Annotated in this window: 13 protein-coding genes; 12 read left to right on the forward strand and 1 reads right to left on the reverse strand. The window is 41.9% G+C overall.

Going from position 1 to position 15,945, the window contains the following annotated elements; translation table 11 throughout:
- Positions 1 to 117 precede the first annotated feature (117 nt).
- From B1K71_RS08780 to pyrE, 8 genes are read left to right on the forward strand one after another with little or no spacing between them, the layout of a single operon-like run.
- Entirely contained in the window at positions 118 to 1,023 is a 906-nt protein-coding gene (locus tag B1K71_RS08780; RefSeq protein ID WP_077326042.1) for an aspartate carbamoyltransferase catalytic subunit, read from the forward strand.
- Positions 998 to 2,281 (forward strand): dihydroorotase, encoded by a 1,284-nt coding sequence (locus B1K71_RS08785; protein WP_077326044.1) that lies wholly within the window; start codon positions 998 to 1,000, stop codon positions 2,279 to 2,281. The genes B1K71_RS08780 and B1K71_RS08785 overlap by 26 nt, the downstream gene beginning before the upstream one ends.
- Positions 2,274 to 3,374, forward strand: a complete 1,101-nt coding sequence (locus tag B1K71_RS08790) for a carbamoyl phosphate synthase small subunit (RefSeq protein ID WP_077326046.1) — start codon at positions 2,274 to 2,276, stop codon at positions 3,372 to 3,374. The genes B1K71_RS08785 and B1K71_RS08790 overlap by 8 nt, the downstream gene beginning before the upstream one ends.
- Positions 3,367 to 6,567: a carbamoyl-phosphate synthase large subunit gene (carB, locus tag B1K71_RS08795; protein WP_077326048.1), complete on the forward strand. Its 3,201-nt coding sequence runs from the start codon at positions 3,367 to 3,369 to the stop codon at positions 6,565 to 6,567. The genes B1K71_RS08790 and carB overlap by 8 nt, the downstream gene beginning before the upstream one ends.
- The gene (locus B1K71_RS08800) at positions 6,564 to 7,319 is read left to right on the forward strand and encodes a dihydroorotate dehydrogenase electron transfer subunit (protein WP_077326050.1); all 756 of its coding nucleotides are present in this window, start codon (positions 6,564 to 6,566) and stop codon (positions 7,317 to 7,319) included. The genes carB and B1K71_RS08800 overlap by 4 nt, the downstream gene beginning before the upstream one ends.
- Positions 7,316 to 8,236: a dihydroorotate dehydrogenase gene (locus B1K71_RS08805; protein ID WP_077326052.1), complete on the forward strand. Its 921-nt coding sequence runs from the start codon at positions 7,316 to 7,318 to the stop codon at positions 8,234 to 8,236. Before B1K71_RS08800 ends, B1K71_RS08805 begins: the two co-directional genes overlap by 4 nt.
- On the forward strand, positions 8,226 to 8,942 hold the full coding sequence (pyrF, locus tag B1K71_RS08810; protein ID WP_077326054.1) for an orotidine-5'-phosphate decarboxylase: 717 nt from the start codon (positions 8,226 to 8,228) through the stop codon (positions 8,940 to 8,942). Before B1K71_RS08805 ends, pyrF begins: the two co-directional genes overlap by 11 nt.
- Positions 8,926 to 9,543, forward strand: a complete 618-nt coding sequence (gene pyrE / locus B1K71_RS08815) for an orotate phosphoribosyltransferase (protein ID WP_077326056.1) — start codon at positions 8,926 to 8,928, stop codon at positions 9,541 to 9,543. Before pyrF ends, pyrE begins: the two co-directional genes overlap by 17 nt.
- A 132-nt stretch (positions 9,544 to 9,675) precedes the next feature.
- Here the strand turns inward: pyrE and B1K71_RS08820 are convergent, their stop codons facing one another.
- A complete protein-coding gene (locus tag B1K71_RS08820) occupies positions 9,676 to 10,638 on the reverse strand; it encodes a helix-turn-helix transcriptional regulator (protein WP_077326057.1) in 963 nt (320 codons plus the stop codon).
- 107 nt (positions 10,639 to 10,745) lie between these two features.
- On the opposite strand from B1K71_RS08820, the gene B1K71_RS08825 reads away from it, so the two are divergent.
- The 4 genes from B1K71_RS08825 (at position 10,746) to B1K71_RS08840 (ending at position 15,803) form a co-directional block, all read left to right on the forward strand.
- Positions 10,746 to 11,225: a GyrI-like domain-containing protein gene (locus B1K71_RS08825; RefSeq protein ID WP_077326058.1), complete on the forward strand. Its 480-nt coding sequence runs from the start codon at positions 10,746 to 10,748 to the stop codon at positions 11,223 to 11,225.
- A gap of 107 nt (positions 11,226 to 11,332) precedes the next feature.
- Positions 11,333 to 12,874 (forward strand): multicopper oxidase family protein, encoded by a 1,542-nt coding sequence (locus tag B1K71_RS08830; RefSeq protein WP_077326059.1) that lies wholly within the window; start codon positions 11,333 to 11,335, stop codon positions 12,872 to 12,874.
- Between the two features lie 209 nt (positions 12,875 to 13,083).
- Positions 13,084 to 14,100, forward strand: coding sequence for a cation diffusion facilitator family transporter (locus B1K71_RS08835; protein WP_077326060.1), 1,017 nt, complete (start codon positions 13,084 to 13,086; stop codon positions 14,098 to 14,100).
- A gap of 263 nt (positions 14,101 to 14,363) precedes the next feature.
- Positions 14,364 to 15,803 carry an MDR family MFS transporter gene (locus B1K71_RS08840; protein WP_077326062.1) on the forward strand — a complete coding sequence of 480 codons (1,440 nt, stop codon included), beginning with the start codon at positions 14,364 to 14,366 and terminating at the stop codon, positions 15,801 to 15,803.
- Positions 15,804 to 15,945: the final 142 nt, after the last annotated feature.

Below are 15,945 nucleotides of genomic sequence, written 5' to 3' on the forward strand. Positions count from 1 at the left end.
AGAGATTTTTTTATGAAATTATGATGTATTAACTTTTGCACTTGCTGTCAGATACCAGAAGGCGATGCCAAATATGTGGAATGCCACTAAAAAGATTGTGAGGGAGAATGAAGGACTATGCGACATTTTGTATCGACAAGAAATCTTTCAGCTAAAACGCTCTTTTCAATTTTAGACAAGGCGGAACAGATGCGCCGCGGGATTGAAAAAATACCAAATCAGCTTTTTGCAGCCAATTTGTTTTTTGAACCAAGCACACGGACAAAAATGAGCTTTGTTGTAGCGGAGCGGAAATTGGGTATCGAAACACTCGATTTTCAAATGGAATCATCAAGCGTTGTCAAAGGCGAGTCATTGTATGATACAGCAAAAACATGTGAGGCAATCGGTGCAAACATGCTGGTTGTCAGACATTGCGATGACTATTGGTATAAAGAACTCGAAAACTTGTCAATGCCTGTTATTAATGCTGGCGCGGGCAAAGGAGAGCATCCCACACAATGCTTGCTTGACTTATTGACAATTTATCAGGAATTCGGATCCTTTACCGGATTGAAAATTGTTATCGCCGGGGATATCAGCCATAGCAGAGTCGCACGCTCCAATGCGTACGCCCTAAAGACACTTGGGGCAGATGTTTACGTTGCAACCGCTCCTGGTTTTGAAGATATGACAATGGATTTGCCGCATATTTCAATGGATAAGGCGGCAGAATCATGTGATGTTCTAATGCTGTTGCGAATCCAGCATGAGCGTCACAGCAGAAAGTCTTATGATACGGTTTCATATTTGGAAAATTACGGATTGACTATCGGAAGAGAACAAAAAATGCAAGATCATGCGATTATCTTACATCCAGCCCCTGTAAACAGGGGTGTCGAAATTGATTCATGTCTTGTTGAATGCAGCCGGTCAAGGATTTTTAAACAGATGGAAAATGGTGTCTACATTCGGATGGCAATTATCCAAACTCTCTTACAGGAATGGGGAATATATAATGAAAATACTCTTGAAAAATGCTAAACAGCTGAACAATGATCATGAAGATGGCACCTGTGACGTTTTAATCCATGACGGGAATATTCAGACCATTGCTCCTGCTATTACAGAAAAAGTAGAACAAACAATAGATTGTACAGGTAATTATGTTTTTCCTGGATTCATTGATGTGCATATCCACCTGCGTGAGCCAGGCGGAGAGCAAAAGGAAACGATTAAAACAGGAACAGAGGCGGCAGCAAAAGGCGGGTTTACGACAGTATGTGCCATGCCTAATACGAATCCGGTGCCTGACAACGTTGATACCGTAGAAGAATTGCTGGCGAAAATAAAACAGGATGCTGCTGTCCGGGTCTTGCCATATGCCGCTATTACCAAGGGATTGAAAGGGAAAGAACTGACGCCGATTGCGGAACTTGCAAAGACAGGAATGTTTGCTTTTACCGATGATGGTGTTGGAATTCAGACAGCTGACTTTATGCTTCGCGCTATGAAAGAGGCTGCAAAAAACGGAAAGCCGATTGTTGCACATTGTGAAGATAATTCCATTGTATACGGAGGGGTTGTCCATCACGGAAATGTCAGCGAACGAATGGAACTGCCGGGAATTCCTTCATTAAGCGAGTCAGTGCAAATTGCCAGAGATGTGTTGCTGGCAGAGGCTGCAGGATGCCATTATCATGTCTGCCACGTCAGCACGAAGGAATCTGTTCGGGTCATTCGTGATGCGAAAAAAGCTGGCATTTACGTAACGGCTGAGGTTACACCACATCATTTACTGCTTAATGAGAATGCAATCACGAAGGATGATGCGAATTTTAAAATGAATCCTCCACTAAGGAGCGAAGCAGATCAGCTGGCACTGATGGAAGGGCTGTTGGATGGAACAATTGATTTTATCGCAACTGACCACGCGCCACATGCAGAAGATGAAAAAGCACCGGGATTTATGGAGGCGCCATTCGGCATTGTCGGTTTGGAAACTGCCTTTGCACTGCTTTATACGAATCTCGTAAAAACGGAAAAGGTAACCTTAAAACAATTGATTGATTGGTTAACCGGCAAACCTGCTGATGTATTTAATCTGCCCTACGGAAAGCTTGAGGAAGGAGCATTCGCAGACATCACCATCATTGACTTGGACAAAGAAGCGACAGTGGATAAACATAATTTTGCATCAAAAGGCAAAAACACACCATTTCATAACTGGAATGTACAGGGAATTCCTGTAATGACGATAGTAAATGGGAAAATAGCATACAAGGAGGATTCACATGCGTAAACGACAACTGGTATTGGAAGATGGAAGTCAATTTATCGGAGAAGGTTTCGGCAGTGACAGATCAATGACCGGGGAAGTGGTCTTTAACACGGGGATGACAGGATATCAGGAAGTTATTTCAGACCCATCCTATTGCGGTCAGATTGTAACGATGACCTATCCTCTTGCCGGAAATTACGGGATTAACCGCGATGATTTTGAAACGGTAACGCCATTTATTAACGGGTTTGTCGTCAAGGAAGCTTGTGATTATCCTTCCAATTTCCGCAGTGATGAAACGTTAGATGATTACTTGAAGGCAAATGACATTCCGGGTATTTCCGGAATTGATACACGAAAACTAACGAAAATCATTCGGAAACATGGTACGATGAAAGGCATTATTACAGATGCGGAGGAATCGGCAGAAGAATTGATTGCGAAATTGCGCATGCTGCCTGAACGAACGGATCAGGTATGTTATACATCAGCTGTAAAGCCATATGTTGTTCCGGGACGGGGTTTGCGAATTGTCCTTGTTGATTTCGGGATGAAGCATGGGATATTGCGGGAATTAACAAAACGGGATTGCCATGTAACTGTTGTTCCATACAATTATGGTGCGGAAAATATATTGCGGCTGAAACCGGATGGGATCATGCTTACCAATGGACCGGGGGATCCAAAAGATGTTCCGGAATCAATTGATATGATCAAACAAGTAGTTGGCAAAATTCCATTGTTCGGTATTTGTCTTGGCCATCAGCTGCTGGCGCTGGCCAGTGGTGCCAATACGGAAAAAATGAAATTTGGCCATCGCGGCGGCAATCACCCTGTAAAAGATCTCTTCACAAATAAGACACTTATTACAAGCCAGAACCACAGTTACGCCGTTACACAGGAGTCACTTATGGACACAGATCTTGAATTAACTCAAATTGCACTGAATGATAATTCTGTAGAAGGATTGAAACATCGGAAGTGCCCGGCATTTTCAGTGCAATATCATCCGGAAAGTTCACCGGGACCGGAAGATACGAACCATTTATTTGATGAATTTATGCAAATGATCCGTGAGACTAAAACATTGGAAGAGGTGGAAGTAAATGCCTAAAAATACAAATATCCATAAAATCCTTGTCATTGGTTCTGGACCAATTGTAATTGGACAGGCAGCAGAATTTGACTATTCAGGAACACAGGCATGTCAAGCATTAAGTGAAGAAGGATATACCGTTATATTGGCAAACTCAAATCCGGCCACCATCATGACGGATCAGACGGTTGCTGATAAAGTCTACATGGAGCCGCTTACGGTTGAGTTTCTTATTAAAATTATTCGGAAGGAACAACCTGATGCCATCCTGCCGACACTGGGCGGTCAAACCGGCTTGAATATGGCGGTAGCACTGGATAAGACTGGAATCCTCGAAGAATATAATGTGGAATTGCTGGGGACTTCTCTTGAAGCAATTGAAAAAGCAGAAGATAGGGAAGTATTCCGATCCCTGATGAAGGAACTTGATGAACCAGTCCCTGATAGTCAGATTGTGAATACAGTAGATGAAGCGTGCCAATTTGCAGGTGAGATCGGTTATCCGGTAATTGTCCGCCCGGCATATACGCTTGGGGGAACCGGCGGCGGAATGTGTTATGAAGAAGCAGAATTACGGGAAATAGCCAGAAACGGGCTGTCCCTTTCTCCTGTTAACCAATGTTTGATTGAAAAGAATATTGCCGGTTACAAAGAAATTGAGTACGAAGTGATGCGGGATAAAAATGATCAGGCGATTGTTGTTTGTAATATGGAAAATGTTGATCCGGTAGGGATTCATACTGGTGACTCGATTGTTGTAGCACCGTCCCAAACATTAAGTGATCGTGAGTATCAGTTGTTGCGAAACGCTTCACTCAAAATTATCCGTGAACTGGAAATTGAGGGTGGATGCAATGTGCAACTGGCAATTGATCCGAATAGTTTCAATTACTACATTATCGAAGTGAATCCGCGTGTAAGCAGATCATCGGCATTGGCATCAAAAGCCACCGGTTACCCAATCGCCAAAATGGCAGCCAAAATTGCGGTAGGATTAACACTTGATGAAATTATCAATCCGATTACCGGGACAACTTACGCATGTTTTGAACCGGCTTTGGACTATGTTGTTTCCAAAATTCCGCGCTTCCCATTTGATAAATTTGTCACGGGTGATCGTTATCTTGGCACACAAATGAAAGCCACCGGTGAAATTATGTCAATCGGTCGTAACTTTGAGGAATCCATTTTAAAGGGTATTCGGTCAATGGATATTGGTACAGAGGAATTATGGATTCCAAGTCTTGTTGATTTATCATTGGATGCGTTAAAAGTACGCTTGCAAAAAGCAGATGATGAACGGCTGTTTGTTCTGGCTGAAGTATTTAGACGGGGAATGACCATAGATGAAATTTTTCAGCTGACGAAAATCGATCGTTTTTTCCTTCAAAAGATTGAGCAGCTGGTTGAATTGGAAACGGAACTAACAGCAAATAAAGAGTCCGAAGAAGTTTTGCGTAAAGCAAAAAAACTAGGCTTCTCCGATACGCACATTGCACGTCTTTGGGAAATGTCGGTTGATGGTGTCTATGAATTCCGGATGAAAAAATTCATACAGCCCGTATATAAAATGGTCGATACGTGTGCGGCAGAATTTGAATCGGAAACGCCATATTTTTACAGTTCCTATGAAGATGAGAATGAGTCCATTCGGTCAGACCGCAAAAAAATTCTTGTTCTTGGCTCCGGTCCAATCCGGATTGGTCAGGGCATTGAGTTTGATTATGCGACCGTTCATTCCGTGTTGGCCATTAAAGAAATGGGCTATGAAGCAATCATCATGAACAATAACCCGGAAACCGTATCAACAGATTTCAGTATATCGGATAAATTATACTTTGAGCCTTTGACGTTGGAAGATGTTATGCATGTCATTAATCTGGAGCAGCCTGAAGGTGTCATCGTTCAATTTGGCGGACAGACAGCTATTAATCTTGCGGAAGGATTGGAACGTCGCGGTGTAAAAATCCTTGGTACGAACTTGGAAGCTATTGACAAGGCAGAAGATCGGGATAAATTTGAACATCTGCTGAATAAGCTTTCCATCAATCGGCCAAACGGTAAATCCGTCACGAATTTGGATCATGCTGTGGAAATTGCGGAAAAAATCGGTTATCCGGTCCTTGTCCGTCCATCCTATGTTATTGGCGGGAGCCGTATGGAAATTGTTTATGACAGAGAAGAACTGCAAGCATATCTGGCAAAAACAAATGGAGCCGACAGCGCACATCCAATCCTGATTGATAAATACATTACCGGTATTGAAATTGAAGTCGATGCCATTAGTGATGGAGAAACGGTAATTGTTCCAGGGATTATGGAACATATCGAACGTTCCGGGGTCCATTCCGGCGATTCCATTGCAGTATATCCGCCGCAGCGTCTGAGTGAAGCTGTGAAAGACAAATGTATGGAAGATACGGTAAAGATTGCCCGCGAACTTAATGTAAAGGGACTGATCAATATACAGTTCATCGTATGTGATGATGATGTGTATGTATTGGAGGTCAATCCGCGTGCCAGCCGGACTATTCCGTTCTTGAGTAAAATTACCGGAGTGACAATGGCTAATCTGGCTACCAAGTGTATTTTGGGAGAAACACTGACAAGTATGGGATATGCATCCGGTATTTTGCCCGAACTAGATTCGGTATCAGTTAAGGTTCCGGTGTTTTCATTCGAAAAACTGCGCAGTGTAGACACCATTCTCGGACCGGAAATGAAATCAACCGGTGAAGCAATCGGTCATGATAAAACATTGGAGAAAGCACTTTATAAAGGCCTGGTTGCTGCTGGCTTGTCTGTCCCGCAGGAAGGAGCGGTTTTACTTACCGTTGCAGACAAAGATAAAAGCGAAACTGTTGGAATAGCAGAGCGTTTCCACCAGCTTGGCTTTCAACTTTATGCTACCGAAGGAACAGCAGCATATATGGAAAACAATGGGATCCCGGTTACTGCTGTAGGTAAAATCGGCGCACCGGAAAAGAATGTGTTATCCGTTATTGAAAACGGTGATGTGCAGTTTGTTGTCAATACACTTACATCCGGTAAAAAGCCGCGTTCCGATGGATTCATGATTCGCCGGGAATCCGTGGAACATGGAATTGCCTGTCTGACAAATCTGGACACAGCAAATGCGATTATCAATGTTATTGATTCAACCACATTTAGTGCGCAGCCGATGACAAGTAAAAAGGTTGTTCTATCATGAAGAAGAAAGTAACCATGACTGTTGTGCACACAAGGGAAATTGCCTGGGAAACAGTGGAAATGACGCTTGAAAACAGGTATATAGCAGAAACTGCCATCCCGGGGCAGTTTCTGTATCTAAGTGTGAAAGGTCATACATTGCGCAGACCGATTTCAATTGCCAGCATTGATCGGGAGCATCATACGGCAACAATTCTATTTAAAAAAGTTGGCGACGGTACAAAGCAATTGGCAGCCTATCAAACTGGCATGGCTGTCAGTGCACTGGGTCCATCAGGGAACGGGTTTGATTATGATTCCCCAAAGATGAAAACCGCACTGCTTATAGGCGGGGGGATCGGTGTTCCGCCATTGTATAATTTGGCAGTAGAATTGAAGCAACAAGGAATTGAAGTGATTTCGGTGCTCGGTTTTCAAACGAAGAACTATGTTTTCTATGAAGAAAAATTTCAGGCACTCGGGAAGACAGTTGTTGTAACGGATGATGGCAGTTATGGGCATAAAGGGTTTGTAACAAATCACCTGCCAGATGAAAACAACTTTGATTATTACTTTACCTGTGGCCCAATGCCAATGTTGCAGGCAGTGACTAATGCACTGCAGGATAAACCCGGATCCATATCACTCGAGGAACGGATGGGGTGCGGTGTCGGAGCATGCTTAGCATGTGTTATTCCGACAGACAATAAGGGTGGATACCGGAAAATCTGCAAGGACGGTCCGGTGTTTAAAGCAAGTGAGGTGGTTTTATGACAGATTTAACGGTAAATCTGCCGGGGTTGCTCCTGAAAAATCCTGTCATGCCGGCATCAGGATGCTTTGGATTTGGCAGGGAATACAGTGAATTTTATGATTTAAGTATACTTGGTGCGGTAATCATGAAAGCCGCGACTGGTGAAATGCGATATGGAAATAAGACACCCCGGGTAGCAGAAACCCCATCAGGTATGTTAAATGCAATCGGTCTGCAAAATCCCGGTGTCGAAAAAATTATCGAAACCGAAGCGCCATTTCTGGCAGAATATAATGTGCCAGTGATTGCGAATGTTGCCGGAAGTACGCTGGAAGAGTATGTCAAAGTTGCAAACGCATTTAATGAAACAAATATAGTAAACGCACTCGAATTAAATATTTCCTGTCCCAACGTAAAAGAGGGCGGCATTCAATTCGGGACTGATCCGGGAATGGCGGCAAACGTAACCAGGAAAGTAAAAGAAGCAAGCAATCTCCCGGTATATGTCAAGCTTTCACCGAATGTATCAGACGTCGTAAGCATGGCAAGGGCAGTGGAACAAGCTGGAGCGGATGGTCTTTCTATGATTAATACGCTGACAGGGATGCAAATCCATTTAGGAAGCAAAAGACCGCTTCTGGCCAATAAAACCGGCGGACTGTCTGGCAGTGCCATTAAACCGATTGCCATCCGCATGATTTATGATGTCAGTCAGCATGTTTCAATTCCTATAATCGGCATGGGCGGTATCGAAACTGCCGAAGATGTGCTGGAATTTTTACTTGCAGGCGCAAGTGCAGTTGCAATCGGTACGGCTAATTTCCGGAATCCGCTCGTTTGTCCGGAAATTATTGATGCACTTCCTGACGTACTGACTAAATATGGGTTTCAGTCTGTAACAGATGCAATCGGAAGGGGGCATTGGAATGAAGGGTAAGACATACTTGTCATTAGATTTTCCAACATGGGAAGATTCCAAAGCATTTCTTGATCACTATGATTTCCATGGAGTACCGGTTAAAGTCGGGATGGAACTTTTTTACCGGGAAGGGCCAAAACTGATTGAAAGATTAAAAGAGAACAACCATGCTATTTTCCTTGATTTGAAGTTGTTCGACATCCCAACTACAGTTATGAAAGCAATGAAAAATATCGCCAAGCTTGAAGTCGATATGGTTAACGTTCATGCCCTTGGTGGTAGTGACATGATTAAATGGGCGAAAGAAGGCTTAACAACCGGTGCAGCACATCGTCATGAAACGAAATTGATTGCAGTAACGATCCTTACCTCTACAGATGAACAAACCATGCAGCATGAAATGAACATTAAAGGTAATCTGCAGGAAAATGTAGTAAGCTACGCCAAATTTGCGGCTGCGAATGAAGCGGATGGAGTTGTTTGTTCTGTCCATGAAGCCCAACAGATTAAAAGGGCGTGCGGATCCTCATTTTTGACTGTAACGCCAGGCATTAGGCTGGCAGAGTCGCTGACGAATGACCAGAAACGTCCGGCAACACCGGCATTTGCAAAGGAAAATGGTGCAGATATTCTTGTTTTGGGACGGACTGTAACACAAGCGGATAACCCAAAAGCGGCATTTAAGAAAGTTCAAAAGGAGTGGGGAAATGGAATTAAGTCATGAGATTGCAAAAGCACTTCTCGAAATCAAAGCGGTCCAAATCAAAACGGATAACTATTTCACCTGGACATCAGGCATTAAATCTCCTATATACTGTGATAACCGTTTAACGATGTCCTATCCAAAGGTACGGCGCAAAATTACCAAAGCATTTGCACAGATGATTGAGCAATTGGAACAAAAACCGGATGTAATCGCCGGTTGTGCAACCGCAGGAATACCACATGCAGCATGGCTGGCTGAAGAGATGAACTTGCCGATGGTGTACGTGCGATCCAAGCCAAAAGGCCACGGAAAAGGTAATCAGATTGAAGGGGCTTTTGCAAAGAATCAGAATGTTATTGTCATTGAAGACCTGATTTCTACCGGTGGATCATCCATCGATTCTGCAAAAGCACTTCTGCAAGAAGGTGTGAATGTTCTTGGTGTAATGGCAATTTTTACGTACGGATTGGAAAAGTCCAAACAAAAATTTGGTGAATCCAAACTTGATTTTCAAACGATTACAACATATGATGACATGCTTGTTGTACTGAAAGAAAACGGAGAAATTAATGAAGCTGAAACAAATGAATTGCGTGCATGGCGAAATTCACTTTCGTAGAAGATTTTGAAGAAAAAGTGATAAGCAAACACATAAAGATCCACAATAAATAGCAGAAACAAATTCGTCCGTATTTGCTTCTGCTATTTTTGGGTTTTAAATATATTCAGGTTCAGGGTATCTTCTCATTGCTTATGATAAGAATAAGCGCAGTCTCCCTTGTAAACTTTCGATGAGTTCTTCCGGCATTTCCCTGAACTTGACATCCTCACCAAGAAAAAGCAGCCAATTTGTTATTTCAGTTAATTCTTCGTTATTATTCAGGTTGACAAAAGTTTTTAGAATGGCAGCAGTTTGATAAGGATTTATATAGGAAATCGAAACATTTAAAGGATGGTATTTTTTGTACTGTGCAATCGCCATTGGGCCGAGTTCAAGGACAAGGTTATTTGCTTCTTCTTGGCTGCTTAGTTTTTCTAAAATCTTTTTCTCGCTTAACCTTTTCCTAGCGGGGTATGGTTTAATATCAGTTAAATTGTCGATAGGAAAAAATCGTCTCTTTTCATTTTTTAAGTCAAAGCACTCAACCATCCAAATTCCTTTATCATGATAAAGGTGCAATAGATAAATTGGATAAGATTTTATCACGTCCCCTTCTTTTATGGCAGGTAATAAATAGCTATCCGAAAGCAGGGCTTGGATAAGTTTTTCCAACATAGGATGGGGCAGGTCCGACAGATCAAGCAGGTCAGGGTTATTGGGGTTTGTTCCTTCAAAAAGCAAGATTTGATTTAACAGAACAAGGTCATCCTGTTGATTTTTTGAGATCATGCCCAGTAACTTTTCGGCTAAAGAATGACGACTTCTGAGATAAGGAAGTTGTTTATTTTTGGTGGCCATAAAGGCAATAAAAAGGGCTTTAATCTCACTGTCAGTAAATCGAATAGCGGGCAGGACAGAGTTGTTCATAACGAAATACCCTCCATCTCTTCCGCTTTCAGCAACAAGCGGCATCCCCATCGTTTCGATTTCTCTAATATCCCTGATGGCTGTTGAACGGGAGATATTAAATTCCTGCATAATTTCAGAAATGGTAAAATGAGCCCGGTTATTTATATATCGCATAACGGTATTTATCCGTTCAACTTTTTTCATCGGAACCTCCTAAATGGTATCACTTTTTGACATGATTTAAGGTTATTATAAACGTATCAAGTGAAAATACAATTCATTTGATAAATGAACATAAGGAGGATTATAAAATGGCAAATTACACATTGGAAGAGAAAGAAGGCTTTACGGTTTTAGGTATTGGGATTGAGCTTAAGAGCGATTACAAAGATTACGCAGGCATTATCAAGGAAAAGACAGACTTTTGGCAGGCTGTCGAACAAGATGGAAGGCTTAGTACTTTACGAGCCATAGCTAAGAATGATTACATTTTTGCTGTGAATGAAGCGGTAAATAACAAGATGATGCATTATGCTGGTGTCATGACTGAGGAATCGATACCTGAAGCGTCCAGGGTTATTCAATTTCCAAAAGCGGAATACCTGGTTATCAAAGGGGAGGAGAAGGAAGCAGATGAATTGAATAACAAACTTACCGGAATTGCCTTTGGTCAGGTTCTGCCGGAAGCAAAGGATTTTGCCTATGTTGGCGGACCGAACACAACGGTGGAGATGGGGCAGCGCAATGGAAAGGTTTTCGGTGAAATGTGGATCCCGGTTGTCAGGAAATAAAGAACTGAAACAAAGGTAAAGTCCCATTGATTAATTAATTATCAATAGCAATTTTTTCCCCTTAAACATCTACTATTGTAAACGCAGTTTTAAAGGGGATGTACAGCTTGAATAAGAAACTGAAAAAGTTTGTTGATGCCTTGCCAATACCGGAAACACTAAAACCGTTGCGCAAAAATAAGCATGAAACCTACTATGAAGTTCAGATGACAGAATTCCATCAAAAGCTGCATCGTGATTTAGGTCCAACACGACTATGGGGATACAACGGACAATTTCCCGGTCCTGTCATTGATGTTAATCAAGGAGAACCAATTTATGTGAAATGGGAAAATAAGCTGCCAGCTAAACATTTTCTGCCAATTGATAAAACCCTTCACAATCTTGACAAACTTCCGGATGTCCGTACTGTTACACATTTGCATGGAGGAGAAACACGACCTGATAGTGACGGATATCCGGAAGCTTGGTTTACAAGAAATTACCGGGATAAAGGTCCGCATTTTAAAACGGAAACCTATCATTATTTGAATCAACAACAAGGTGCCACACTCTGGTATCACGACCATGCGATGGGGATAACAAGGCTTAACATCTATGCCGGCCTGGCAGGTATGTATATTATTAGGGATGAACAGGAAGAAAGGCTTAATCTTCCTTCAGGGGATTACGAGATTCCGCTAATTATAATGGACCGATCATTTCACGACAACGGTGAATTGCTCTACCCGCAACAGCCGGATGATCCACAGGAAAACTGGCCCAATCCGTCGATCAGACCTTTTTTTATTGGAGAGGCAAACGTTGTTAATGGAAAAATATGGCCTTATGTAGAAGTTGAACCACGAAAGTACCGGTTTCGAATCCTGAATGCTGCCAACACCCGCGCCTATCAGCTTTTTTTGGATTCTGGTCAATCATTTTATCAAATTGGTTCTGACGGTGGTTTAATGCGAAGAACGGTTAAGCTGGAAAGTTTAGCGATTGAACCAGCAGAACGTTTCGATGTTATCATTGATTTTTCCGGGCATGATGGAGAAACAGTTATACTTAAAAATGACCTTGGTTCAAATGCCGATCCTGAGGACGAAACGGATGATGTTATGCAATTCAACGTAACACTTCCTTTAACGTCAAAGGACAGAAGCAGTATTCCCCGGTATTTAAGACGGATTCCTTCACTCAGCGAAAATAAAGTTAGACGTATCCGGAACCTGAAACTGGTCGGTTCAACTGATAAACTCGGACGTCCAATGTTATTGCTTGATAATAAAAAATGGCTGGACCCTGTCACAGAAACCCCCGAATTAGGCTCAACGGAAATCTGGTCATTTATTAACTGCACCAACTTTACACATCCCATCCATATTCATCTGATTCAATTCCAAGTAATTGATCGACAACCATTTGACCTTGACCAATACAATCAAGATGGGTCAATCGTCTTCACTGGATCAGCAAAACCACCAAATTCGAATGAGAAAAGCTGGAAGGACACAGTAGCAGCACCATCGGGCCAAATAACGCGCGTCATTGTCAGGTTTGGTCCTTTCACCGGTGATTATGTATGGCACTGTCATATACTTGAGCATGAAGATTATGACATGATGCGCCCGATGAAGGTAATCGAAAAGGATAAGCAGGAATAGGAAGTATGTAAACCGAACTGTGTGATAGCACAAGTTAGGTTCGGTTATCGCTAATTCAATTTAAGGAAGAGCACTAGGCGCCCATCTGGTATATGAGGTGCCTTTTCTTGTATGCTGGCCATAGTTAAATGACAAGGCTTTTAAATAAAATGTAAGAATGGTGGCACAATATAGGTATCACAAACTGTGTAACACAAAAGGAGTAGTGTATGAAAGCGTTTTTCGAATTGCTGAAAAAGGGGAGTACTTCCTCGTTATGGGCTAGCATCATTAATGTAGTGGTCGCAATATTGAAAGGGATTGTCTTTTTTATTACCGGAAATGTGGCTATGTTTGCTGAACTGATGCACAGCATTGGTGATGCCGTCAATCAACTTTTTGTATTTTTGGGGTCCGCGTTAAGTAATAAGGCACCTACCGATCGATTTCCCGGAGGCTTTGCACGGCTAGTTAATTTGGTATTGCTTTTTGCGGTCATTATCGTTGGAGTTCTCGCCTATGAAACGATTAAGAAGGGGATTCACCATATCATTGCCCCCCCTGAATCCGGTGAATGGGTTTGGCTGAATGTGGCGGTGCTGGCGGCTGCAATGATTCTTGAGGGATTTGTCTGGTTTAAAGCAATGAAAGAAATAACAGCGGAATTAACAGGCGATGATATAAAAGGGTTTAAAGTTATATCTGAAAGCTTTAAGAATATAAGTGAAGCAAAACCAGCAACCAAGCTTGTTTTTTTGGAAGATGCGGTGGCTACCACTGGCGCGTTGATTGCCATCATAGCTATTTTAATTGGTACCTACACTCCATTTCATTCGGCTGAAGGTTATGCTTCCGTAATTATTGGATTAATGCTGTTCGTTGTTGTCGGACGAATCTTCCTTGATAATGCTGCAGGTGTTTTGGGGGCATCTGATGAAGATATGGAAGCAAAGATTGGTGAATATGTGTTCGCAGAGCCTGAAATTGAGGACATCCGTGAGCTGATGGTTATGCGGGAAGGGAGCGAACTTCACGTTGAATTGAAGATAGAACTCGAATCAGATATGACAATAGCAGAAGCTGATAAGATTCGTGATAAGATTGAAAATAAGATTTTGGATGAAAAAGGGGTAACGGATGTAATTATTGAGTTTGATGAGAATGATAACAAGCAACATTGGGATGAGTCGAAAAAAGAAACAAAAAAGGTCGAGAAAGGATCAGCCGATAGCCAAGATCAAAAGTAAGTATGGTTGTTGGACCGTTCGTGATGGATATTTTAAAAATCACATTACATAAATGGACGCATTTTCAGAAAGTGAGAATTGCGTTCTTTTTTTATGTTTAGGAGAGGAATCAAACATAGTTTATAGGGGGTTTTAGCTTGTCTTTTGATTGATAGAATGTTTTTTAGAGATAAAGTGAAACGAAATGGTTGTAAGCTGTTCTCGCACCAAGTATAATTTGACAGTTAAATGATTTAGTTCATAGAAAGAAAAGGGGAATATAAATGACGTTGCAACCTTATAATAAAACTTTAATGGCCGCACTGCTGCTTGCGGGTTCTTTTATTGCGATTTTGAATCAGACACTGATGATAACAGCTATTCCTCCAATCATGGATGAAATGAATATATCAGCTAATACAGCTCAATGGCTGACCACGGTCTTTATGCTTGTCAATGGGGTTATGATCCCAATCACTGCATTTTTAATTGAACGATTTTCAACACGTCAGCTTTTTATGACAGCGATGAGTGTATTTGCCATGGGTACAATTGTAGGCGGAATTGCCCCGAACTTTACTGTGCTTTTAGCAGGAAGAATTATCCAATCAGCTGGTGCCGGGATAATGTTACCGCTCATGCAGACAGTTTTCCTGTTAATTTTCCCTGTAAACAAACGGGGAGCGGCGATGGGTTACATCGGGCTCGTAATCTCTTTTGCGCCAGCTATTGGACCAACTTTGTCCGGTTGGGTGACGTCTAATTATTCCTGGAGATTTTTATTTTTACTAATCTTACCTTTAGCGATTTTAATTATAATTATAGCTTATTTCATTTTGAGGAATGTTACTGAGCTTACGTACCCGAAACTCGATATTACATCGATTATCTTATCTTCGGTTGGTTTCGGAGGACTTCTGTTTGGCTTTTCAAGTGCCGGAAACTATGGATGGGACAGCGGAAGAACCATTGTCATTCTTGCAGTTGGTTCGCTTACCCTGGCAGTTTTTATCATGCGTCAATTACACATGAAGCATCCGATGTTGGAATTCAGGGTATTCAAATACAACACGTTTACAATTGCAACAATAATTGGCATGATATCGTTCCTTGGGTTGATTGGATCAGAAACTTTAATCCCGCTTTATATGCAGAATATGAGAGGTTTCACAGCAATGGAATCCGGACTCGTCCTTCTTCCCGGTGCGCTTATCTCCGGATTCATGTCCCCGATTACAGGACGGATTTTTGACCGATTTGGAGCTCGTTTGTTGTCGCTTATTGGTTTGATTATTATGACTGCCGCAACGTTGGCTTTTGGTTTTCTTGGCACAACGACAACGTTAACGTTCCTGATTGTCATGTATGCTGTTCGCATGTTTGGATTTTCAATGGTTATGATGCCTGTAACGACGGCAGGGTTGAATCAACTGCCACAAAAATTGATACCGCATGGAGCGGCAATGAATAATACAATGCGGCAAATTGCAGCGTCGGTAGGGACTGCAATCCTTGTAACGATTATGACGATGACGGCGCAAAACGCCCAGCAAAGCTCATCGATTTCAAACCCTGGCATTCATGGAGTCAATATTGCTTTTCTGGTGATTGTTGTATTCTCGTTCTTTGCGATTATCTTATCTATTTTTGTTAAAAGAACGTATCCACCTGCTGATGAAGCCGAGGATACAAAAAATGATAAGAAAAAAGCGCAAAATGGGTAATCTCGAAACAAGATGTAGTAAAGAACAGCAACATAAGATTTTTTGGCATCAAAATATATGTGAAAAAGCAGGAGTTTACTTCTGCTTTTTTTGTTTTCATTGTGCTTTCGTTGGTTGTGGAAGATTGATAGACCTATTTAAC

It is taken from the genome of Virgibacillus siamensis, from assembly GCF_900162695.1.
In the GTDB taxonomy this organism is placed as follows: domain Bacteria; phylum Bacillota; class Bacilli; order Bacillales; family Amphibacillaceae; genus Lentibacillus; species Lentibacillus siamensis_A.

What these genes read in the sequence shown, in the direction of transcription:
- pyrE (WP_077326056.1), top strand. Translation starts at nt 8,926, where the DNA reads ATGGAATTAAGTCATGAGATTGCAAAAGCACTTCTCGAAATCAAAGCG.
- B1K71_RS08785 (WP_077326044.1), top strand. Translation starts at nt 998, where the DNA reads ATGAAAATACTCTTGAAAAATGCTAAACAGCTGAACAATGATCATGAA.
- B1K71_RS08840 (WP_077326062.1), top strand. Translation starts at nt 14,364, where the DNA reads ATGACGTTGCAACCTTATAATAAAACTTTAATGGCCGCACTGCTGCTT.
- B1K71_RS08835 (WP_077326060.1), top strand. Translation starts at nt 13,084, where the DNA reads ATGAAAGCGTTTTTCGAATTGCTGAAAAAGGGGAGTACTTCCTCGTTA.
- B1K71_RS08805 (WP_077326052.1), top strand. Translation starts at nt 7,316, where the DNA reads ATGACAGATTTAACGGTAAATCTGCCGGGGTTGCTCCTGAAAAATCCT.
- B1K71_RS08780 (WP_077326042.1), top strand. Translation starts at nt 118, where the DNA reads ATGCGACATTTTGTATCGACAAGAAATCTTTCAGCTAAAACGCTCTTT.
- B1K71_RS08825 (WP_077326058.1), top strand. Translation starts at nt 10,746, where the DNA reads ATGGCAAATTACACATTGGAAGAGAAAGAAGGCTTTACGGTTTTAGGT.
- B1K71_RS08800 (WP_077326050.1), top strand. Translation starts at nt 6,564, where the DNA reads ATGAAGAAGAAAGTAACCATGACTGTTGTGCACACAAGGGAAATTGCC.
- B1K71_RS08820 (WP_077326057.1), bottom strand. Translation starts at nt 10,638, where the DNA reads ATGAAAAAAGTTGAACGGATAAATACCGTTATGCGATATATAAATAAC.
- pyrF (WP_077326054.1), top strand. Translation starts at nt 8,226, where the DNA reads ATGAAGGGTAAGACATACTTGTCATTAGATTTTCCAACATGGGAAGAT.
- carB (WP_077326048.1), top strand. Translation starts at nt 3,367, where the DNA reads ATGCCTAAAAATACAAATATCCATAAAATCCTTGTCATTGGTTCTGGA.
- B1K71_RS08790 (WP_077326046.1), top strand. Translation starts at nt 2,274, where the DNA reads ATGCGTAAACGACAACTGGTATTGGAAGATGGAAGTCAATTTATCGGA.